Origin of the sequence: Neobacillus sp. 204, assembly GCF_046562815.1 — a bacterium.
Lineage (GTDB): Bacteria > Bacillota > Bacilli > Bacillales > Cytobacillaceae > Neobacillus.
The window spans coordinates 148422-170476 of record NZ_JBJORY010000005.1; the positions used below are offsets into that span (position 1 = coordinate 148422).

The following is a 22055-nucleotide window of genomic DNA, read 5'->3' on the forward strand; positions in this document are numbered from 1 at the left end:
CCTACAATCCTACCCGGCCCATGCCATTGATAATTTTATCCAAACATTGGTCCATTACCGTTACCATTCGCGCTGAAGCATTGTAGGCCTGCTGGAATTTAATCATATTAGCCATCTCTTCGTCCAGCGAAACTCCGGAGACGGATTGGCGGCGGTTGTCTACCTGCTGAATAATGACTTCAGAGTTACTCTGCATGCGCTGTGCCTCCTGTGAATCAATCCCGAGCTGTCCAATGATGTTTCGATAATAGTCATCAGCAGTGGAATTAGTTCCAGGAAAGAGAAGTGAAGTGAATTTAATATTGGCAATCGCTTGAGCGTTACTGCCATTTCCAGTTGAAGATTGACCTGCTGATTCCTCTTTTGCCGCAGCTATTAAGTTCAGTGAATTCATAATTTCTGGATTAACAGCCAAATCATTTGCACTCGTTCCAACAAAAAATGGCACTTTAGTAGTTGATACACCATTAATATTGTCCAGGTTCATCCCGCCTTGATGGATGGTATTAACGGCGTTGGCAAATGTCATCGCTAGATTATTAATCTTATCCTTCATCGAAGGAATCGTAGATTTCGATCCGCCCCCAAAGATTCCGTACGATTCGATTCTCCCTAGCAGTTCACCAGAAGTTAAGGTAACTTGGGTATCACCAATTTTAATGTTGGCGGGATCCACCATTCCATTCGAAGTATCTACAGTGAGTCTATTAGTATTTTTACCTGATACTAAAGTTACACCGCCTACAGAGATGTCTACCACACCAGTATCCTTATTTGGAGGAGAAACCTTCACTTCGACAAGTTTAGATAATTGATCTATCAGGACATCCCGTTGATCATACAAATCATTAGGTTCATAGTTGTTAGGGACAAGGCGGCTAATTTGATCATTCAGGTTTCCAATCTGAGCTGTAATGGAATTAACTTCATCTGTTTTCGTAGAAATAACAAGTTTCAGGTCATCCTGCATTTGATCTAATGACTCCGATATATGTTTAAGAGTTTCGGTTACTGCCACCCCTTTTTGACGCACAACTGCCCTTGCAGCAGCGCTATCGGGATTTTTCGCGAGTTCTTCCCAGCCTTTCCAGAACTCGTCCATTGTAAAAGCTAATCCATCGTCAGAGGGTTCGTTCAATAATTCCTCCACTTTGGTTAACGCATCACTCTTTGCTTCCCAGTAACCCAAACTCTTATTTTCGTTGCGTAACTGAACATCCAAATAATCCTCACGTAAACGAACAATCTTATTAACCTCTACACCGGTTCCTAATTGGATTTGCATACCTGGAAAGGAAACCGGCTTGGTCGCCTGCATTTCGGCCCGCTGACGTGTATAACCTGTCGTATTGGCATTAGCTATGTTATGGCCAGTGGTAGAAAGCGCAGCTTGTTGTGCCGCCAGTCCCCTTTTCCCTACCTCTAAGCTGTGAAAGGTTGAAGTCATACCTTTTTCCTCCTAAAAAATAAAAACTACCTAAATCTTTGCATCCAACATGTTCGAATAACGATTTTTCGCATTGGGACCGTAGCATATAGCTGGTTCTTTCTTTGCGAACATGCCGATCGAGAATTGAATATATGAAAGGGATGTTTGAATCAATTTTTGGTTGCTCTCATTCAATTTACTAATCTCTTGAATGATTCCACGTAATTGCTTAGCAATTTTCGTTAACGTGATTCTTGAGCTTTCATCCGCCTGGGCCTCAATTAATTCTTCAAGTGTAAAAGAATTAGCTTGGATTCCTTTTTGTTCCATACATACTTGAACGTATTGCTTTCTAATCTGCTCAAGCTTTTGAATTTCCTCAACGCACTTGCCTTCACGATAAACATGGCTTTGCAGCTCCTGAATATTCCCATCGACAAGCAAGGTTTGTTTCCCTTTGGCCAAGTCGAGTAAGCGTCGATGAGCGTCGACCATTGTTTCCATCGTTTTTATAAGTATTTTCAGAGCTTCCATTTTCTCGTCTCCTAGATGGATGTATTCTTCCAAAATGCTGTCATTTTCTCAGCTATTTTGCTGCTATTCACATGATAGTCTCCGTCGGCAATCTGCTGTTTCAATTCTTGAACCCGTTGCTGACGCTGGGCTTGCTCTGATTTCATCGCTTGAGAGATTTCCCGGCCGCGTGAAGAGATGCTCACTTCTGCAGAAGTAGATGTCTTTTTCGTTGTTTGATTTATATTAGAACGGTTCTGTTGATTTTGGTAGGAATAAAAACCATATTTTGTATCATTAATTCTCATTTCGAGTCCCTCCTATTCCTTTATTAATCATTATCGGCAGTTATAAAAAAAAGTTTAGTTTCTTTTTTAATAAATACTCTGTTTAAACTTGTATGTTGATTTCCGCTCCAGGCACTTCGCTTTCCGCGGCTAGCCTAAATAAAAAAGTTTTTATTTCGATCACTACATAATCTGTCTAATTTTATCAAAATCAGGCTGGTATTTCATTATGTATTTAAAGGGATAAACAAAAACAGCGGAAGGTTTTCTCCTCCACTGTACAAAAATTCATTTTATGATTTTGTATTGATATTGCCGCCAACAAAATCTATTTGTAACGATTGCATTTGGCGGAGGTAGACTTCGGTTTTTCCAGGTGTATAGGTATGATTGGGTTTATGTGGGGTGACCTGTATTTCAGCTCCGCCCTTTTTCCAGTCAATGCTTAACTCTGTTGGTGTATAGTTTATTTTGACAGACCCATAGCTTGGTATAAAAGCAATATTGAACTCAGCCGGACCAGGATTGGCCTTAGAGGTAACAATCGCATTGATCGTATCCGTCTTTTTATCTATCGCTGCTAATTGATCCCCTTCCTGAGAGATTTCAGAGATGGCTTCCATTAACTCCTGTTTAGCAAACTCCTCCATATCCTCAATGAATACACTATTATTCTTAAAATTTAATTCATTCCACAACTGCTCTTGATCGATATCAAGATGGCCTGGTTTACGGTCGATATTCATAGTAGACGGTACTTGTTGAATCGATTGCTCGGCAGGCAATTGTTCTATCTCTTGTACTGGCCGTGTTGTGCGTAGTCCAATTTGGGCATTTGTTTGATGAAGTTGGATTTGCGGAAGCTGCATGTTTGATCACCATCTTTGTTCTTTTTTCGCCTAGTATCTAGACTTTTTTATCGACCAATAAGCCAAGATAATCTGTCATTGCAGCATACATATCCAGTAACTTCTTTGAGGGGATCTCTTTCACGACCTCATTAGTTGTATCATCTACTAGTGTTACATAATATTCTTTTAAATCATCGTGAAACTGGAACTTCAAATGAGTATTGGAAGCTTTTAAAAACTCATTCATACTGTTAATGACTTTTTCTGTTTTTTCTTTTGATTGTAACTGGGATTGAGATTGTGATTGAGGCTGTTCTTGTTTCTCTGGTAAGATTTTTTTTACTCTAGCTGCACTCTCTACTTTAGGTACAGTATATTCCGTTGTTTGGGCAGTAGAATTGGACAACTTGTCTACCATTTCTTTAACCTCCCTTTAATTCGTATCAATTAAACACTATTATCGGATGAATAAAGGAAATGTTTAGAGTTATTGAAAAAAATAATCCTATCTAAATACTTCCTACAATTATATTGTACAACATGGTAATACATGAAAAAGAGACTTTGATAAACAAAGCCTCTTTTAATAATATTAACGAAAAAGTTGAAGAACTCCTTGTGGTTGTTGGTTCGCTTGCTTTGCGACTGTATCTTTCGATTACAGAATAGACTATATCTTCATCCATGTTTTTCATGGAACTGGGCACTTCGAACAGCTTTGTGCTGCTCTACGAGATTCATAGTCATAGCTTTTGCCTTAGACCGTGTTCTCTAGTCGTTGAACCTTCTCCAAAGTTTCCTCACAGGAGCTTGGCTGCTGATTATCCATTGTTTCATCCTCATCATTTTCAAACCTTCACACTTACCGTTTCCAGTTACGTTGTGGTTGATGAAGCTTTAGGAAGTTCCAGCAATTCACCCAGTTATACTCTAGCGTAGTCATTACGCTAATTTTCCAGAATTAAAATAAGTATTAAGCAGTTCCTCAACAAAAGACTTAATCTCTTCCCTATCGATATCCTCAAAATTGTCTGGAGCATTGTCTAAAGAAGATTTGAATTGTTCAATTTCCATAATGAACTCATCTTTTATATCATCAGAAAGGAAATTATAGCCACACATATCTTCTATAATAACTTTTACAGTTCCATCAACTACATAAGAAAAAATTCCGTAATCCCCTGATTCTTTTTCTACTTTTACAATTGGCTGAAATTCACGCAAAAAATAATTCCTCCTTAAATGACAAGAAGCCAGTTAAAATACTGACTCCTTGGGCTAAAAATATTAACGAAGTAATTGTAGAACTCCCTGAGGCTGTTGGTTAGCTTGAGCCAGCATTGCTTGTGCAGCTTGTGCAAGAATTGAATTCTTAGTTTGGTTCATCATTTCTTTCGCCATCGTGCGAACATTTACTTTCGTAAATGACCAGACTATATCTTCACCCTCTAGCAATCTAGTAGGGGTCGGGCACTTCGGATTCACAATGCTGATGACCATTGTTTCACCTATGGATTTCATCATCATAGCTTACGCCTTAGATGGTATATCCTAGTCGTTGAACCTTCTCCACTCTTTCGAGACAGGAGCTTGGCTGCTGATTGCCCAATCTTTTCTTTTTTCAAACCATCACGCTTGTCGTTTCCAACTACGTTGTGGCAAGAAAAGCTCTAAGGGGTTTCCAGCAATTCACCCGATAATGATCTCTAGCCGTTACCAGCTAGGACGACTGTGCTTGTTACTGCTTATGCAGCTAAAGCATAATCTACGTCACGGATACGAGATTCCGCAGCTGTAAGGTTTTCAGAAGAAGTTCCTAGGTTATTAATTGTGTGTTCTAAACGGTTTTGGAATGCACCAAGTTTAGAACGTTCACCAGAAACTTGTTTAATTGCTTCATCTAAAACCTTAACTGCATCATTAGAACCCGCTTGTGTTAAAACGCTAACGTCTTTCACCATTTTGTTATTAGCCTTATCACCAAGTGAATTAGTGCTAATTTCGTTAATATCAATTGTCATGTTTTGGTCCTTATTTGCACCAATTTGAAGAGTTGCTCCACCACCCGTAACGGTAACAGTTTCTGAATCAGTTGCTGCACCTTTAGCAACAAATTCCGCACCATGAAACCCTACTGTTTGGCCTAAACCTGATACCTGCTCTGTAGCTCCATTTGGACCAGTTACTGTAATCACAGCATCAACACCACCTGTAACAGCACCACCAAAATCAGCAGCATCAGCTCCACCTAATGTAATGTCTTTGTTAGAACCAAACTCTGTTTGATCTAGTTTAACAAAATCAGTACTTATAGTTGCTTGTACACCTGTTACATCTTTGTATTCGTTGATTTTATTTACAACATCTTGCGTAGTTGCAGCTGTCATACCTGAGAAATTGATTTTTGTTCCATTAATTACTAACTCTTTGCCTGAAACATCTACTGGTGCAGTATTCAGGTCAAGAGTACCCGCTAATGCTGTAGCTTTTGTAGCAGCTGTATCGATTGTTACATCGTAATCACCTTTTGTTAAACCTGTAGCAGATGTAATATCTACTTTAGTTTTGTCAGTAGAAGTTCCTGTAACCCCAAGGCTACCATTTAATAGCTTTTGAGTATTAAACTCAGTTGTTCCAGAAATTCGATTTACCTCAGATTTTAATTGTTCAACCTCTTTTTGAATTTCTTTTCTGTCATCTAATGTATTTGTATCATTACCAGATTGTACAGATAACTCGCGCATACGTTGAAGAATATCATGAGTTTCGTTTAAGGCACCTTCAGCAGTTGCAATCATTGAGATTCCATCTTGTGCATTTTTGCTTGCTTGATCCAAACCACGAATTTGTCCACGCATTTTTTCAGAGATTGCTAGTCCAGCTGCGTCATCACCTGCACGGTTAATACGAAGACCAGAAGCTAATTTCTCCATTGACTTTGATTGGTTTGTAGATGCAGCATTCAACTGTCTGTGTGTGTTAAGTGCCGCAATATTGTGGTTAATACGCATAATAAAATTCCTCCTTAGAATTCATTGAATATGATTTTGTATGGGATATATCCCAATAAAAAAATTATCTATAATAAACCCTTTGGGGTTATTATCAAAAATTAACTTATCAAAAGTTTTTTGCTTTTTGATTGTTTGATAATTGATTACCTTTAAACAATTCTTCACGATAAATATTGATCTCTTTTGGTGCATCAATCGAAAAGCGAAGTATTCCTGATTCAGTCTGGAGAATTGTGACTTTTATGTTGTCTCCAATTAAAGTAGGAGTCCCAATTATTCTAGTTCCTTTTCTCAGATAATCCATACTGCCACCAATATCTTTCGCCCTAGAAATCGGCATTCCCTTAGGGACATCGATAACTGGTTTTAGTTTAGAACCAATTTGAAGAACAGTAACTTTAATGACATCATCTATGATCACTGATTGACCAATTTCTCTGCCTACAATGAGCACATTACCATCCTCCATGATTCAATTACTATCACTATTCTAATTATCGGATGTTCAAAAGAAATGTTTAGTAGTTTTTGAAAAGATATTTCAAAAAAAGTGGTTAACAAGTAAATCTTTGTTAATATTATTATCGGTTATTCAAATAATTTGTTTAGAATTTTTTTATTTCTATTACTTCGCTTTTAAAGATTTCCTTGTTATTAATTATTATCGGCAGGTCAAAAATATTGTTTAGTGATTTAAACAAATTGTTTGATAGTTTTTTATTAAATCTATTTAATAAAAAAACCGTAATCTTAATAGGTTTTTAGACCAAATAAGATTTCGGTTTTTTCTCTCGTTTACATTCCTAACTGTGACGAAAGCCAAGATCCTTGAGAATTGAGTTGTTGTAGTGCTTTTTCCATTGCACCGAATTGTTTCCAAAGTCTGTTCTCGTATGCATTAATCTTGTCTTGCTCTCTACCGATGTTAGCGTCCAGAGATTTGATTTGTTTAGCCATATAGCTATTTGTATCAACAATGGAATTCGGAGATCCAGCTAATGAACCCAATTGTGTAATAGTTAAATTTAATCGATCATAAATTCTCCATCCAAAACCACTTTTCTCATGAAGAACATTGTCTGTTGCTGTTGTGGCAGAACCTGTTGATGTCTCTTTTGATGTAAACAGGTTCTTAACATCTTCTAAATTCGTTTGTAGAACTCCTTTTAGTTTAGCTTCGTCTAAAACCAATTTACCCTTATCAAGATAATTACTAGAGAAGTTAATTCCAATATCTTTTAATGAATTAAAACTCCCAGAATTTTGAACAGTAGATAATAGACTGTTACGCATTTCTGTCAGAAATGATCTTAAAGTTGAATCACTAGTTAACAACCCACTCTTCGCTTTTTCATCCCACAATTTAATATCGTTCTCTTTCATCTCCGTTTTCTGATTATCTAGTAATGGTGGATAATCCCGATAGCGTTTTTCAGTTAACCTCCCATTTAAATCAGCAATAAGTTCATTATATTTATCCACAAATGACTTAACACTGTCAAAGATACCTTGCGTATCGCTGCTAACTTGCACTGAAATATTACTATTTGCAGGTATTTTTTCCTTTAATGTAAACGAAACCCCTTGATATGAAAATTTATTAGAAGATACGGTAATTTGTATCCCATTTATTGTAACAGTACCAGGTTTTGAATCGGACCCGACAATTGTTGTTGGATCTGTTGTATTGGTTATATTAAAAGAGTTAGGTTCAGTTACACCCACAATATCAATTTTTTGTGGACTCCCTGTACCAACTGTGGTAAAAACCAACGAACCCCCAACACTCGCTGCTTTGACATTTGTACTTTGTTCATTTATTTTTGCAATAGCTTGATCAAAGGTAAGATTAGGGTCGAGAGTAATGTCCGAACCGTTAAGTTTAAATGATAATCCAGAAGCCAGAACACTGGCAGAGGCACTGCCAAAACTTACACTTGCTGGTTTGGCTGATTCAGCAGGAGTTGCTTCGGAAATCACAAAATCAGATAATGTGCTGACCCCAGCAGTAGATACTTCTATTCTAGTATCACTACTGCTAACAGTTTGCTTATTAAACGTCGATTGCAACCTCAACCCTTCCATTGCTTTTCGAAACTCATCAACTTTTTTGTTAACGTCTCGATACGCATCAGATTTCCAGGTTGATAAGATTTTTGTTTGTTGCATTTTGTTTAAGCGACTGCTTTGAGCTTTGACCAGGTTGGCGACAATTTCATCCGTATTCATCCCTGAGGCAAGGCCGCTCACTCTCAATGTATTACTGCTATTAATCAATCTATTCACTCCTTTTCCATTCATGTATCACTTAAAATAAATAATAGTTTGTAATCTATTATCGGTTTAAAAATAAAAAAGTTAAGTATTTTTATTGAAATCTACTATGCAAAAAAGAGACGCTAAAAAACGTCTCGATAAAATCATCTTAAAATCCCATTCGCAATCCCAATCATCTGATCCGCGTAAGATACTGCACGTGAGTTCATTTGAAAGCTTCTTTGCGAGGTCATGAGATCCGTCATCTCTTTCGTTAAATCCACATTCGATCCTTCGAGATATCCAGATAACATCTGCACCTCATCAGGATTCATCATATCTACATAATTGGCAGCATTGGAGCCTTCAGGCAGCACTGTCGTATCAATGGCGTATTCATTTCCACCTGCATTCTTAAGAATATGAGGGTTTTGAATATCAACGATCGCCACTTGTTGAGTTGAAACAAATGGAGTTCCTTTGCCATCTTTATTTTTCAAGTGGATTTGTCCGTTCGCTTGAATGTTCACTTCATATTGACCATCCAATTCAATGGGCTGGCCACTTTGATCTAGTAAATAGCCGCCATTTGCGTTGACTAAATGATAGCTTCCTTGTTTATTAGGACTCGGACTTAAATGAAAATTGCCATCCCGTGTGTACTTGACTTCATCAGGGGCTCCAGCCGTCTGGGAAGGGTAACCGACTTGAAAAAATCCCTTGCCTTGGATCATCAAATCAAAAGGATTCCCTGTTTGGGTTGCTTGTCCTTGTTCCATTACTAGTTGGGTAAGGCCCGTACGAGTACCATATCCGACACGGAGCCCATTTGGTGTGAGGCGGCCCACCTCTTGATCCGAACGACCTTGATTGTTGAGTTGAGAAGCTAAGATTTCTGAAAAACTTTGGTCTTTTCGTTTAAATCCTGTCGTGTTCACATTGGCGATATTGTTAGCCGTAGTATCAATTTTTTGTTGGTAGGCCTGTAATGCACCAGAAGAAATATATAGTGACGTATTCAATGGTCTATTCTCCTATTCTGGATGGGTTATCCGTTAATCTTTCCGACAGAGTAAAGTTGTTCTAGTGATGTATTATAAGCACCGACTACTTTTTGATTGGCTTCATAGGCACGGACCGTTGACATCATGTCGGTCATCGTTTGACCCAGGTCTACATTGGACTGTTCAACGAACCCTTGGTGTAATGAAACTCCAGGATTTGTCCCTGCATTGTCCTGCATAAATACCAATGGATTTTCGGAGGTGTAAACATTGGTACCCTTCCGAGTAAGGTCATACGGATTTTGAGCAATGGCTATGCCGATTTGACCTAGATTCGTTGTTTTCGTCGGGTCATTTGTTTTAGCAATTAGCTGCCCCTCAGCGTTTATGGTCAAATCCTCTTTTTGGATACTTCCAGTGATTTGAATCGGCTTGTGATCTGCCCCTAATACACGATACCCCTCAGATGTGACTACATTTCCATTCGCGTCTAAATCCCATTTCCCGTTCCGTGTGTAGCCAACGGTCCCATCAGGTAACTGGACAGCAAAGAAAGCAGTTGGTTTGACTGTCCGCCCGTTTACTACCTGTAAAGGAATGTTTTGGTCTTCAATTGCAACATCCAGAGGTAAATCTGACTGGACAAGTGTCCCTTGAGCAAAGCTCGGAATGCGTTCCTGAGCATACACACCATTGGTTAATTCTCCAATACGTACATTCTGACCTGGAATGGATAGCTCTGCGGCACCAGGAATATTTTCATTAAAATCTTGAATTCGTTCTATTAATAGTTTAGGAAATGCCCGCATGACCGTGTCATCCTTTTTAAATCCTGGTGTTTGCGCATTCGCGAGATTATTGGAAAGTGCTTCTTGTCTCCGCTCCAAAGAAAACATTCCGGAAGCAGCAGAGTACAAACCTCTTAACATGAAAAAACCCCTTTTCTTAGGTACGTGCTTGTACAGCCAGTTGGAGAATGAAAGAAACTTCTCCGGAGCCTTTTCCGAGTTGCTTAGCGATTTCATCCACGGTTAGACCCTTTTCTTGAAGTTCGAAAATCTCCTTGTATCGATCATTTAAAAATAAATTCTGTCCACTGTTGCTGGTCTTAGTTTTAGACTCCATTTTGGCGGATGCTTTATATGCCTTTAACTCTGCTTTCCATTGTTCATGCTCATTCTGAATGAGTGTTTGATGGTGCATCAACAGCACTTTTAGCTCATGGATTTCACGACTCAATATTCCTTGGTTTTCGATTATTTTTTTATGTAAATCCTGCTGGTCATCCGATTTTTGCCGAGAAAAAACTTTGACGACCAAATACAGCACAACAATGATACTCACAACTAAAAGCGCTTCAATTAGATAATACTGCACTTTATCGATCCCTTCTTACTCAAGTATAAAGATTAATCAACAACCCCTTGATTTCTCCAATCTTATCCAATATGGAAAGACCAGCATTTTGCTGATTTATCACATGATCGGTTAATTCTATTAATTTACGGTCAAGGACTTGAATGGTTTTCAGGGTTTTATTTCCCCCATACAGGTCCCAGCTTTCAGTTTGATATAAACCCACACCATTTTTTGTCACTTCACCCATGAATCGTTTAACCAAATCCTTATATTTTCGCAGTTCACTAAAGGTTGGATTTTCACTTAAGCGCTGTCCCTGCTGGTCGACTTCTTGCAGGATTTGCTGGAGATGATCCTTCGTAAGTTCCTTGGAATAGGTATTGATTATTTTTTGAAAGGATGCTGTAGTGGTTGACGAACGATCGCTTACCGGCAGGCGCGAATCACCTATATTTATTCTTACTGGATCCTGTATTTTCAAGTGAATTCACCCCCTTATATTTTTTCAAAATCTATCTTCAAAAAAATATCAAAATAAATCAAAATTATGTTGTAATTATACCCTAACTTTTCATTTATTTCATTAAAAAAATGCCTCCACTTGCGAGAAGGCATTTTTATCAAAAATCTTTTATTTTAATCTCTTAATTTGTTTATTGACGTCCGTAATTGCAGTTACGACTTCTTCTACTTCTTTGGATTGAGTATCAATACTAGAATTAAGCTCTTCCGTTTGTTTTTGAACATTCCCAACCTCTATTGCAATTTCCTGTCCATATCTTGCTTGGTCATTGGTGGCAATTAACATTTGTTGAACCATATCTTTAATGCTGTTGATATTACGAACAATTTCTTCCGCGGTTAATGCCTGTTCCTTCGTAGCAATGGTCACTGAGCTTGATTGGTTTGTGACATTTTCAACGGCTTCCACAATCGCGTGACTTCCTTTTGCTTGTTCCATTGTCGCAATCGAGATTTGGTGGATCTGGTCCTTTGTATTAATAATGCCTTTAACGATGGCTTCAGCGGTTATGGATTGTTCTTTCGTGGAATGAGTCATTTCTACTGCCTGACTGGTTACACTTTCCACCGCTTTTGTGATAAATTCGCTATTCTTCGTTTGTTCTTCCGTGGCTTTGGCAATTTGATTCATTTCTTCTGTTACCTGTGCAATACCTTCTGAAATTTTCCTAATCGCCTGGTTCGTCTTGTCAGCCAGCTCATTACCTATTTTTACTTTCTCTGCACCATCTTTGATAGAAGCTACCGCAACAGTCGTTTCACTTTGAATCCCTTTGATTAGGGCTGCAATTTCTCTGGTTGCATTTGCGGAACGTTCCGCTAGTTTACGAACTTCATCAGCCACAACTGCAAATCCTTTTCCATGTTCCCCTGCTCGTGCCGCTTCAATTGCAGCGTTAAGTGCGAGAAGGTTTGTTTGATCGGCGATATCATCAATAACAGCCACAATACTGCCAATTTCCTCTGAACTTTTCCCCAAGTTTTCCATCACGACACTAGTTTGGTCAATAACTTGAGATATTTCTTTCATCCCATTCAAAGTTTCATTTAAGGAGATGGTTCCTTCGTAAGCGTCATCCTTAACGGCATTACTTAACTGGTTAACTGTTTGTGCACTAGCGGCTACCTGTTTGATCGAAACAATCATTTCCTCAACTGTTTCAGAAGTTTGTTCAGCAGTATCTGTCAAACCTACAGCATGTTCGCTGACTCCTTTAAAAGATTGACTCATTTCTTCAATCGAAGCTGAAAAATTTTCTACACTTTCACTAACATTACTAGCATTACCGGCTACCTGCTCAATGGAAGCCATCATTTCCTGGATAGCTGATGATGATTCTACAGAAGAAACGGCTAGCTGGTCAGCACTTTCTTTAACTAAATTAATAGAATTGCTCATTTGTTCTATAGCTGCAGAGATTTCATCGATTCTTGACGAGGTTACATTCGTGCTCCCTGCTACTTGTTGAATAGAAGAAACTAATTCGATTATTGCCTCGTTTGCTTTATTCATTGAAGTATCTAACACTTGAGCACTAATAGCCGTTTGATCAATCGAATTTTTAATTACTGTAATAGAATTAGTGGAGACCTCTACATTATTTACAACTCCATTTACTGAACGGCGGATGAGATTAATCATAAGCAGTGCAACAAATACGATGAAAATGAAAGCAACTATTCCCATAGTTATGATTTCAATTTTGAAGCTAATAGCATCATGCTCAACTTGCTTAATAACTGTATCATTAAATTTGTTAGTGCTATCAGATAATAAATTAAGCTTTTCAATAGCCCTATCAGCAAGAGGTTCAAGGATAACCATTTGTTTTGATACATCTTTGTTATCCATATTATAAGACTTTATTAATATATGTACCTGTTTCATATATTCTTCAAATGACTGATTAAAATGCTTTAGGGTTCTTTTGTTTTCTATACTACCTGTATACTTTTCCAAATTATTAGACAGTATTTTTACTTGATATTCTTCTGAATTTATTGTTTTTTCAATTGATGGTAATTTATTCTTTTCCTTTTCTATCGCATACTTTGTTACAAGCCACCTTATTCTCGTCACATGTTCTATCAATTCACCTTCCAATTGTAACTCTGGTACTTTTTGTTTACCAAGAACATTCATATTATTCGACAGAATTCTAATATTTGAATATGCAGTTATAGACACAATAGCCAAAAAAACTAATACTAGAAAAAAACTCCCAATCAATTTTGTTCTTGTTGACATTTTTTTTAAGTTTATTCTTTTAAACATTTTATTAATAAACATACTAACCCTCCGAATTACAAATTATGATTTAAATTCCCTCTTATAAGATGGAATTTCTAAGGAAATTGACTTAATTAAGAAGGAATTATTTATAGGTCATGGTCTATATTTACCATATTATTTTTGATGTTTGTTTATTTTTTGATGTTTTTTACAAACTCTTAATAAAAAATCAAAAAGTTATAAAAATATTTTTATCGAAAACAAGAAAAAACCCTCGCAATTTTGCGAAGGCCTATTTAAACAATAACCTTTTTAGTTTAATCTTTTAATTTGTTTATTGACATCCGTAATTGCAGTTACGACTTCTTCTACTTCTTTGGATTGGGTATCAATACTAGAATTAAGCTCTTCCGTTTGTTTTTGAACATTCCCAACCTCTAAGGCAATTTCCTGTCCATATCTTGCTTGGTCATTGGTTGCAATTAACATTTGTTGAACCATATCTTTAATGCTGTTGATATTACGAACAATTTCTTCCGCGGTTAATGCCTGTTCCTTCGTAGCAATGGTCACTGAGCTTGATTGGTTTGTTACATTCTCAACGGCTTCCACAATCGCGTGACTTCCTTTTGCTTGTTCCATTGTTGCGATCGAGATTTGGTGGATCTGGTCCTTTGTATTAATAATTCCTTTAACGATGGCATCAGCCGTAATCGACTGTTCTTTCGTGGAATGAGTCATTTCTACTGCCTGACTGGTTACACTTTCCACCGCTTTTGTGATAAATTCGCTATTCTTCGTTTGTTCTTCCGTGGCTTTGGCAATTTGATTCATTTCTTCTGTTACCTGTGCAATACCTTCTGAAATTTTCCTAATCGCCTGGTTCGTCTTTTCAGCCAGTTCATTACCTATTTTTACTTTCTCTGCACCATCTTTGATAGACGCTACCGCAACAGTCGTCTCACTTTGAATCCCTTTGATTAAAGTTGCAATTTCTCTTGTTGCATTTGCAGATCGTTCTGCTAGTTTACGAACTTCATCAGCAACAACCGCAAATCCTTTTCCATGTTCCCCTGCTCGTGCCGCTTCAATTGCAGCGTTAAGTGCGAGAAGGTTTGTTTGATCGGCGATATCATCAATAACAGCCACAATACTGCCAATTTCTTCTGAACTCTTCCCTAAGTTTTCCATCACTACACTAGTTTGATCAATAACTTGAGAAATTTCTTTCATACCGTTCAACGTTTCATTTAAGGAGATGGTTCCTTCGTAAGCGTCATCCTTAACGGCATTACTTAGCTGGTTCACTGTTTGTGCACTAGCTGCTACCTGTTTGATCGAAACAATCATTTCCTCAACCGTTTCAGAAGTTTGTTCCGCAGTGTCTGTCAAACTAACGGCATGTTCACTAACTCCTTTAATCGAGTGGCTCATCTCTTCAATAGATTCAGAGAATTTTTCCACACTTTCAGTTACGTTACTTGTATTTACCGCTACTTGTTCAATAGAAGCCATCATTTCTTGAATAGCCGAAGAAGTTTCCTCAGCAGATGAGGCAAGATAGTCTGCACTTCCCTTTACCAAATTAATAGAGGCGCTCATCTGTTCCACCGCAGCAGAAATTTCATCGACCCCTGATGCCGTTACATTTGTGTTTCCAGCCACCTGTTGAATAGACGCTACAAGTTCGCTGACGGAATCGTTGGCTTTATTCATCGATGCATCTAATTCTTGTGCGCTGATGGATGAATGATCAATAGATTTCTTAATTTCAGTAATAGAATTGACGGTGATTTCCGCATTTTTAATAACTCGAGTTACTGTTCGACGAATAAGGCCGTTAATTAAGAAGGCAATTAAGACACTGAAAATCATCGCAATCACGGAAATGACAATAATTTGGATAAGGGAATTGGTAGATTTCTTCTCGGCGTCTTTGATAACTGTAGTGGTACTTTTTTGAGCATTTTGAGCAACCTTTTCAAGGTAACTTATTGTCGTATCCCCATGATAGGCTAAGACCCCTAATCTTGCATGTGAAGTGTAATAATCGTCGCCGCCTGTTTTTTGAAAGAATGATGGAATAACAGTTTCATATTCTTTAAAGTTCTTGGAGAACTCTGAAAATAACTTTTTATCATAATCCGTTGCTTCGACTTTATTCATTTCTTTAATATTATCTTCTACTTTTGTTATGTCTTCTTTGACAAGCTTTTCGATTTTATCCTGTTCTTCTTTACTCTGTTCATAAGAATACTTGGTTAAATTTAATCGAATATTGGTGACGCTATCCTTTAAGTTAGCAATAATTTCAAGCTCTTTTACTTGAGTGTTTCCTAAATATTTAACATCATCACTAAGAACATTAATTTTATTGTAGGAAACGATTGATACCGATCCTAAAAATATGAGGAGGATGATAAAACTGCCCCATAGTTTTACACCCATTGAAACATTATTTGCCATTCTTAAATACTTTTTGAATAGACCTGACACATTACTCTTTTCTTTGTTCGACATTTTCCCATTCTCCCCTTATGATTCAGCTGCCTCTTTACGATTAATAAAGGATTCTACCATTTGTTTTAATTCATCTAAATTCGTTGTGTCATCTAGGAGCTTTTCTATATCTAGCAGAATGACTAAACGGTTTTCTAATTTAGATACGCCTAAAAGGTAGGAAGCATCCTTTGATTCTAATAGATTGGTGTAATCAATTGTTTCTGGAGGAAGCTCCAGTACATCGGTAGCGGCATCCACTACTAATCCAATTTCTTTATCATACACCTTAACAATGATGATTCTCGTTATATCTGTTTGCTGTAATGACTCTCCTGTTAAGGCGGCACGGATGTCCACGATGGGCGTTAATACACCACGTAAAGAAGTCACTCCTAATACATGCAGCGGTCGATTCGGATAAGGAGTAATTGAAATCGCCTGCATCCGTTCAATAGAGACTACCTGACTGATATGTACACCATACTCGATCTGGCCCAATTTAAAAATAAGTACCTTAGAATCCTGAAACTTGATATGATCCTCCATATGATCCCCTCTTCTTTTTACATTTTAGACCCTTATTGCTTAGTCCTCGGCGTCCGCTTCGTTACCCTCAGATTTCATCAATTCTTCAATTTTTACCAGTATAATTAAACGGCCTTCATATTTAGCTATGCCCTCAAAAAAGTCCGTATTTACACCACTAGAAGCAGCAGGTTCAATCGAATCAGTATCCACATTAATAACATTACTTGTTTTCTCAACAATTAAACCCAATTCAATCTCTTCATATTTCACAATGATCATTCGTGAATTTTCTGTGTATTGTCCTTCTCCAAGCTCTAACTTGTTTTGAAGATCAATAATTGGGATGACACTCCCACGAAGATTGATCAAACCTTTCACATAGTTAGGAACATTGGGTACTCTTGTAATAGGGCTGAGTCGTTCGATGGATTGGACATGATCAATGTTCAATCCATATTCTTCATTTCCTAGTGTAAAGGCGATTACTTTAATATTCCCCATCGTCATTCACCCTTTCTAATTAAAAAACTGATTGGAATCTATGATTAGGGCTACTTGACCATTTCCTAAAATCGTCGCACCAGATATAAACTTAAGGTTAGTTAAATATCCGCCTACTGATTTTAAGACGATTTCTTGCTGCCCAAGGACCGCATCAATCACTATTCCTCTAGTCATATTCCCTTTTCGGACAATAACTATAAACTGCTCTTGTTTTTTAACTGATGTTTCTGTTGCTGGCACTTGAAGGATTTCATTTAAATAGACCAACGGAACAACCTGTCCACGGAACTGAATGACATCTTGGCCTTGAAGGGTAGATACATGATTTTCAGCTGCAGTGGTAATTTCAACGATTGAATTGAACGGAATAGCATATGTCTCTTCTGCTGACTTCACTAACATGGCATAAATAATCGATAATGTTAATGGCAGCTGGATATGAAATATGGACCCTTTTCCTGGTGTCGAATCAATCGTAATTAAACCGCCCAAGGATTCAATTTTGGTTTTGACGACATCCAGGCCGACACCGCGCCCAGAAATATCCGAAATTTTATCGGCTGTACTAAAACCTGATGAGAATAACAAGGCGTAAACTTGCTGATCGGTCAGCGTTTTGGCTTCCTCATCTGATACAACGTCACGCTCGATTGCTTTATTCAATACCTTATCACGGTTAATACCCTTTCCATCATCAGATACCTCAATGAATACATGGTTTCCGCTATGGTAGGCTTTCAATTGAATTTTGCCTTCTTCTGATTTATTGGCAGCCATTCTTTCCTCAGTTGTTTCCAGCCCATGGTCTAAAGCATTTCTTAGAAGGTGTACCAATGGATCTCCTATTTCATCAATCACGGTTCGATCTAATTCCGTTTCTTCACCTTCGACGATTAACTGCACTTTCTTATTCAATTCTTTGGCAAGGTCACGGACCATTCTCGGGAATCGATTAAATACTTGTTCAACCTGCACCATTCTCATATTTAAGATGAGACCTTGGAGATCCGTTGATATCCGGGTCATATGTTCCACTGTCTCCGTCAGTTCGGAAAGATGTGACTTCCTGGCAATCTGATCGAGCCTGCCGCGATCAATAATCAATTCACTAAATAGGTTCATTAACTGATCTAATTTATCAATATCGACTCTGATGGATTTTGACCGCTGTTTTTTCTTATTTCCGCTCGAATCTTCTTTATCCTGCGGGCGAGGCGCTGATTCACTTTTTTCTACTTTTTCTTCTGGTAAACTTCCTGTATTTTCGGGTTCTTGATCACCCATTTCAACAACAAGTACTTCGCGAATCTCTGAAACATTAATCAATTTTGAATGAACTTCTTCAGAACTGTGTTCAGATAACATTAATAGAGTGAAGGAATCACCAAAATTCTCTTCTTCTATTTGTTCAACAGAAGGATTTGTCTGAATTAGCTCACCAAGTTCTTCCGTAGCTTGAAACACAAGGTAGGCCCGAATCGATTTCATGACACATCGTTCATCTATGGTTACTTTTATTTGATATAAGTTATTACCAGTCCTTCTCGCTTCGTTAATGACAGTGGATTGGAATTCATCCAGTACAAATTCCGCCGTCGCTGCCACCTCACGGGAGGCACTTAGAAAGTCGGGAATTTCTGGTGCAGCCGATGGGTCTTGAATACGTTTTAATTGTAAAACGACATCGGTTACATTTTCTTTTCCGTCTCCACCTTGCTCAATGCTGTCTACCATTTTTTCGATTAAATCTACACATGTAAAAATAACATCCATGATTTCTGGAGTAATTTTCAATTTAGAGTTCCGAAGAAGATCCAGGACATTTTCCATCTCATGTGTTAATGAGGCTAAATCATCAAACCCCATTGAGCCCGCCATCCCTTTAAGGGTGTGTGCAGAACGAAAGATTTCGTTAACAATTGCTGTGTTTTCTGAATCTGATTCAAGGTTCAATAGTTCATCGTTAATCGCCTGAAGATGTTCTTTCGATTCTTCAATAAACATTTCTAAATAATTACTTAGATCCATTTCAACTTCCCCTCGCTATGTAGCATACAAAAGTAGTACTAAAGCTTATCAAAATGTCATATTAGAAAAATGACAAATATATACCTCATCTTAGCATAAATTTTGATAATAATAATCAAATTTTTTGATAGTTTTTTAGTTTTCGATTGGAAAATAATTAGGTTTTTATGCATTCTATTTTCAATAGGACACTTTAAGTGTTATAAATGAAAACGCCTCCGCATACATCGCGAAAGCGTCCATCTTAAAAATAGCTATTTCGTTTCATTTAATTCAGTTTCTTTATTTGTGAATTAACATCCGTAATGGCCAGTACTACCTCTTCTACTTCTTTAGACTGCGTTTCGATGCTGAAATTTAGCTCTTCCGTTTGTTTTTGGACATTACCAACCTCTAAGGCAATTTCTTGTCCATATCTTGCTTGGTCATTTGTTGCGATTAACATTTGTTGAACCATTTCTTTTATGCTGTTGATATTGCGAACAATTTCTTCCGCCGTTAATGCCTGCTCTCTTGTTGCATTAGTCACGGAACTTGATTGATTTGTAACGCTTCCAACTGCTGCAACAATGGCGTGACTTCCTTTTGCTTGTTCCATTGTTGCAATCGAAATTTGCTGAACCTGGTCCTTCGTATTAATGATGCCTTTTACGATGGCTTCTGCGGTAATTGATTGTTCCTTTGTGGAATGAGTCATCTCTTCAGCCTGACTAGTCACACTTTCAACTGCTTTGGTAATAAACTCACTATTTTTTGTTTGTTCTTCTGTTGCTTGGGCAATCTGATTCATTTCCTCCGTTACTTTTGCAATACCCTCAGATATTTTAATTATTGCTTGGTTCGTTTTGTCAGCTAATTCATTGCCAATTTTCACTTTTTGAGCGCCATCTTTGATTGAGGCTACAGCAACAGTCGTTTCATTTTGAATTCCTTTGATTAGCTTTGCGATTTCTTTCGTTGCCTTAGCAGATCTTTCAGCTAGCTTTCGGACTTCATCTGCAACAACCGCAAATCCTTTTCCATGTTCTCCTGCTCGCGCCGCCTCGATCGCAGCATTGAGGGCTAACAGGTTTGTTTGATCGGCGATATCATCAATGACAGCCACAATACTGCCAATTTCCTCTGAGCTTTTTCCGAGGTTTTCCATTACCTTACTTGTTTGATCGATAACTTGAGATATTTCTTGCATGCCATTGAGTGTTTCATTTAAAGAGATTGTTCCTTCATAGGCATCATCCTTAACAGCATTACTCAGCTGGTTCACGGTTTGGGCACTAGCAGCTACCTGTTTGATGGAACCAATCATTTCTTCGACCGTTTCTGAAGTTTGTTCAGCCGTCTCTGTCAAACTTACGGCATGTTCACTTACTCCCTTAATGGACTGGCTCATTTCTTCAATTGATTCAGAGAATTTTTCTACACTATCAGTTACATTACTAGTACTAACTGCTACTTGTTCAATCGAAGCCATCATTTCTTGGATCGCTGATGAGGTTTCTTCAGCTGATGCAGCTAAATAATCTGCACTTCCCTTTACCAAGTTAATTGAAGCACTCATTTGTTCCACTGCAGCTGATATTTCATCGACCCCAGAAGCTGTTACATTCGTGTTTCCAGCTACCTGTTGAATAGATGCAACTAGTTCGCTTACAGAACCATTGGCTTTATTCATCGAAGCATCTAATTCATGTGCACCAAGAGCTGTTCTATCAATCGATTTTTTGATTTCGGTAACAGATTTTGTAGTGGTTTCTGCATTTTTTACAACTCCAGCAACCGCACGGCGGATAAGTCTATTGATCAAAAACGCAACTAAAAGACTGAAAAACATCGCAATGATAGATACAACAATGATTGCATCGATCGCACTTGATGAATCTTGGTCTGCTTTATTGATAATATTATCGTTCGTCTGTTTGACACCTTTAGAAAGCTTATCTAAAGAAACAATGGCTTTTCCGCCTAATGAGGATAATAAAGACATCTGTTCATGAACTTCCACATAATTATTACTTCTTGATTTCTCATAGAAGGATGGAATATACGCAACATATTTTTCAAAGTCTTGACTAAAAGCTGTTATTAGCTTTTTATTTTCAGCCGAGTGATTTAGTTTTTCCATTTCTTTCACATTCTTTTTGACCTTTGAGGCCTCTACCTCAATATATTTTTCAAGGTTTTCTTTACTCGATTTCTCTTTCTCATAGGCATGTTGCGATGCATATAATCGAACATTAGTTACTTCTTCTTTTATATTTCCGATTATTTCGAGTGAAGGGACTTGATTATTACCAATATCCTCCACATTATCACTTAAAATGTTTATTTTATTAAAAGAAACTAAAGAAATCGACCCTAAAAATAAGAGGACAATAATAAAGCTGCCCCATAACTTCACACCCATCGAGAATTTACTTGATGCATTACTAAACATTACTTACCTCTCCTTTTATGTAAAAAAATAACTCTCTCAAACCAACCACATATTAACAGATTTTTTGATTGTTTTTTATATTAGGTTATTTAATAAAAAAGCGAGAGTACTAGGAACCGACCATTTTGGTTCCATTCACATCTCGCATTTATATTATAAGTAATGTGTTATGTAGCCACCAGCCTTAGTCTTCTCTTGGCTATGCTCTCTCTCTTCTTTATCTGTTTGCTGATCTATCTGGTTGATTTTTGCCCTGCAGCTTTTGCAGGTTTTCCCAGCGCGAATCATATTCCCGCATGTTTCACAGGGATATGTCAAATTAGGAAAATTCCCCATAATAATTCGTCCAGATAAAATAAATTGACGGATTTGAACAACAGACACCTGGGTTTCTTCACTAACTTCTTGAATGGTGCTGCCTGGATATTCACGAAGGTAGGCGGCTGTCTTTAGATAATCTTCTTCGTGTTTTTGGTAACATTCATCACATATGTTTCTAATCCGAAGGTAAAGCTTCCTACATTTTGGACAATTCCCCAGTTGTGGCGTAGCCAAAAGTCCTCACTCCCTTTTTGCCTATTCGTAAAATAT

The 22055-nt window shown here is 37.7% G+C and carries 20 protein-coding genes and 1 pseudogene; all 21 read right to left on the bottom strand.

The window, feature by feature from the left end; translation table 11 throughout:
• Position 1 precedes the first annotated feature (1 nt).
• The gene (flgK, locus tag ACJ004_RS12130) at positions 2 to 1447 is read right to left on the bottom strand and encodes a flagellar hook-associated protein FlgK (protein WP_410893260.1); all 1446 of its coding nucleotides are present in this window, start codon (positions 1445 to 1447) and stop codon (positions 2 to 4) included.
• A 30-nt stretch (positions 1448 to 1477) separates the two neighbouring features.
• Positions 1478 to 1963 carry a flagellar protein FlgN gene (locus ACJ004_RS12135; RefSeq protein ID WP_410893262.1) on the bottom strand — a complete coding sequence of 162 codons (486 nt, stop codon included), beginning with the start codon at positions 1961 to 1963 and terminating at the stop codon, positions 1478 to 1480.
• A gap of 11 nt (positions 1964 to 1974) precedes the next feature.
• Entirely contained in the window at positions 1975 to 2250 is a 276-nt protein-coding gene (flgM, locus tag ACJ004_RS12140) for a flagellar biosynthesis anti-sigma factor FlgM (protein ID WP_410893263.1), read from the bottom strand.
• Positions 2251 to 2522: 272 nt separating this feature from the next.
• Positions 2523 to 3098, bottom strand: a complete 576-nt coding sequence (locus ACJ004_RS12145) for a DUF6470 family protein (RefSeq protein ID WP_410893265.1) — start codon at positions 3096 to 3098, stop codon at positions 2523 to 2525.
• Between the two features lie 37 nt (positions 3099 to 3135).
• The gene (flaG, locus tag ACJ004_RS12150) at positions 3136 to 3498 is read right to left on the bottom strand and encodes a flagellar protein FlaG (RefSeq protein WP_410893266.1); all 363 of its coding nucleotides are present in this window, start codon (positions 3496 to 3498) and stop codon (positions 3136 to 3138) included.
• Positions 3499 to 4022: 524 nt separating this feature from the next.
• On the bottom strand, positions 4023 to 4304 hold the full coding sequence (locus ACJ004_RS12155) for a hypothetical protein (RefSeq protein ID WP_410893267.1): 282 nt from the start codon (positions 4302 to 4304) through the stop codon (positions 4023 to 4025).
• Between the two features lie 63 nt (positions 4305 to 4367).
• Positions 4368 to 4484 (bottom strand): annotated as a pseudogene (locus ACJ004_RS12160) (flagellin); the annotation flags it as partial.
• Between the two features lie 341 nt (positions 4485 to 4825).
• Entirely contained in the window at positions 4826 to 6091 is a 1266-nt protein-coding gene (locus tag ACJ004_RS12165) for a flagellin N-terminal helical domain-containing protein (protein ID WP_410893269.1), read from the bottom strand.
• A 109-nt stretch (positions 6092 to 6200) separates the two neighbouring features.
• The gene (locus ACJ004_RS12170; protein WP_410893270.1) at positions 6201 to 6548 is read right to left on the bottom strand and encodes a carbon storage regulator; all 348 of its coding nucleotides are present in this window, start codon (positions 6546 to 6548) and stop codon (positions 6201 to 6203) included.
• Positions 6549 to 6889: 341 nt separating this feature from the next.
• Positions 6890 to 8344, bottom strand: a complete 1455-nt coding sequence (gene fliD / locus ACJ004_RS12175) for a flagellar filament capping protein FliD (RefSeq protein WP_410893490.1) — start codon at positions 8342 to 8344, stop codon at positions 6890 to 6892.
• Between the two features lie 170 nt (positions 8345 to 8514).
• Positions 8515 to 9372, bottom strand: a complete 858-nt coding sequence (locus ACJ004_RS12180; RefSeq protein ID WP_410893271.1) for a flagellar hook-basal body protein — start codon at positions 9370 to 9372, stop codon at positions 8515 to 8517.
• Between the two features lie 26 nt (positions 9373 to 9398).
• Positions 9399 to 10283 (bottom strand): flagellar hook-basal body protein, encoded by an 885-nt coding sequence (locus tag ACJ004_RS12185; RefSeq protein WP_410893272.1) that lies wholly within the window; start codon positions 10281 to 10283, stop codon positions 9399 to 9401.
• Positions 10284 to 10299: 16 nt separating this feature from the next.
• Positions 10300 to 10731: a DUF6115 domain-containing protein gene (locus ACJ004_RS12190; RefSeq protein WP_410893273.1), complete on the bottom strand. Its 432-nt coding sequence runs from the start codon at positions 10729 to 10731 to the stop codon at positions 10300 to 10302.
• A gap of 19 nt (positions 10732 to 10750) precedes the next feature.
• Positions 10751 to 11194, bottom strand: a complete 444-nt coding sequence (locus ACJ004_RS12195) for a YaaR family protein (protein ID WP_410893274.1) — start codon at positions 11192 to 11194, stop codon at positions 10751 to 10753.
• A gap of 150 nt (positions 11195 to 11344) precedes the next feature.
• Positions 11345 to 13525, bottom strand: a complete 2181-nt coding sequence (locus ACJ004_RS12200) for a HAMP domain-containing methyl-accepting chemotaxis protein (RefSeq protein ID WP_410893275.1) — start codon at positions 13523 to 13525, stop codon at positions 11345 to 11347.
• A gap of 255 nt (positions 13526 to 13780) precedes the next feature.
• On the bottom strand, positions 13781 to 15988 hold the full coding sequence (locus tag ACJ004_RS12205) for a methyl-accepting chemotaxis protein (protein ID WP_410893276.1): 2208 nt from the start codon (positions 15986 to 15988) through the stop codon (positions 13781 to 13783).
• Between the two features lie 15 nt (positions 15989 to 16003).
• Positions 16004 to 16516, bottom strand: coding sequence for a chemotaxis protein CheW (locus ACJ004_RS12210; RefSeq protein WP_410893277.1), 513 nt, complete (start codon positions 16514 to 16516; stop codon positions 16004 to 16006).
• 39 nt (positions 16517 to 16555) lie between these two features.
• Entirely contained in the window at positions 16556 to 16999 is a 444-nt protein-coding gene (locus tag ACJ004_RS12215) for a chemotaxis protein CheW (RefSeq protein WP_410893278.1), read from the bottom strand.
• 15 nt (positions 17000 to 17014) lie between these two features.
• Positions 17015 to 19030, bottom strand: a complete 2016-nt coding sequence (locus ACJ004_RS12220; RefSeq protein ID WP_410893279.1) for a chemotaxis protein CheA — start codon at positions 19028 to 19030, stop codon at positions 17015 to 17017.
• Positions 19031 to 19298: 268 nt separating this feature from the next.
• Positions 19299 to 21464: a HAMP domain-containing methyl-accepting chemotaxis protein gene (locus ACJ004_RS12225; protein WP_410893280.1), complete on the bottom strand. Its 2166-nt coding sequence runs from the start codon at positions 21462 to 21464 to the stop codon at positions 19299 to 19301.
• 153 nt (positions 21465 to 21617) lie between these two features.
• The gene (locus ACJ004_RS12230; protein ID WP_410893281.1) at positions 21618 to 22019 is read right to left on the bottom strand and encodes a flagellar protein; all 402 of its coding nucleotides are present in this window, start codon (positions 22017 to 22019) and stop codon (positions 21618 to 21620) included.
• Between the last annotated feature and the right edge of the window lie 36 nt (positions 22020 to 22055).

Excerpts from the sequence above, each read along its gene's own strand:
- ACJ004_RS12205 (WP_410893276.1), bottom strand. The coding sequence starts at position 15,988 with ATGTCGAACAAAGAAAAGAGTAATGTGTCAGGTCTATTCAAAAAGTAT.
- ACJ004_RS12135 (WP_410893262.1), bottom strand. The coding sequence starts at position 1,963 with ATGGAAGCTCTGAAAATACTTATAAAAACGATGGAAACAATGGTCGAC.
- ACJ004_RS12210 (WP_410893277.1), bottom strand. The coding sequence starts at position 16,516 with ATGGAGGATCATATCAAGTTTCAGGATTCTAAGGTACTTATTTTTAAA.
- ACJ004_RS12220 (WP_410893279.1), bottom strand. The coding sequence starts at position 19,030 with ATGGATCTAAGTAATTATTTAGAAATGTTTATTGAAGAATCGAAAGAA.
- flgM (WP_410893263.1), bottom strand. The coding sequence starts at position 2,250 with ATGAGAATTAATGATACAAAATATGGTTTTTATTCCTACCAAAATCAA.
- flgK (WP_410893260.1), bottom strand. The coding sequence starts at position 1,447 with ATGACTTCAACCTTTCACAGCTTAGAGGTAGGGAAAAGGGGACTGGCG.
- ACJ004_RS12200 (WP_410893275.1), bottom strand. The coding sequence starts at position 13,525 with ATGTTTATTAATAAAATGTTTAAAAGAATAAACTTAAAAAAAATGTCA.
- flaG (WP_410893266.1), bottom strand. The coding sequence starts at position 3,498 with ATGGTAGACAAGTTGTCCAATTCTACTGCCCAAACAACGGAATATACT.
- ACJ004_RS12165 (WP_410893269.1), bottom strand. The coding sequence starts at position 6,091 with ATGCGTATTAACCACAATATTGCGGCACTTAACACACACAGACAGTTG.
- ACJ004_RS12185 (WP_410893272.1), bottom strand. The coding sequence starts at position 10,283 with ATGTTAAGAGGTTTGTACTCTGCTGCTTCCGGAATGTTTTCTTTGGAG.
- ACJ004_RS12225 (WP_410893280.1), bottom strand. The coding sequence starts at position 21,464 with ATGTTTAGTAATGCATCAAGTAAATTCTCGATGGGTGTGAAGTTATGG.
- ACJ004_RS12145 (WP_410893265.1), bottom strand. The coding sequence starts at position 3,098 with ATGCAGCTTCCGCAAATCCAACTTCATCAAACAAATGCCCAAATTGGA.
- ACJ004_RS12215 (WP_410893278.1), bottom strand. The coding sequence starts at position 16,999 with ATGGGGAATATTAAAGTAATCGCCTTTACACTAGGAAATGAAGAATAT.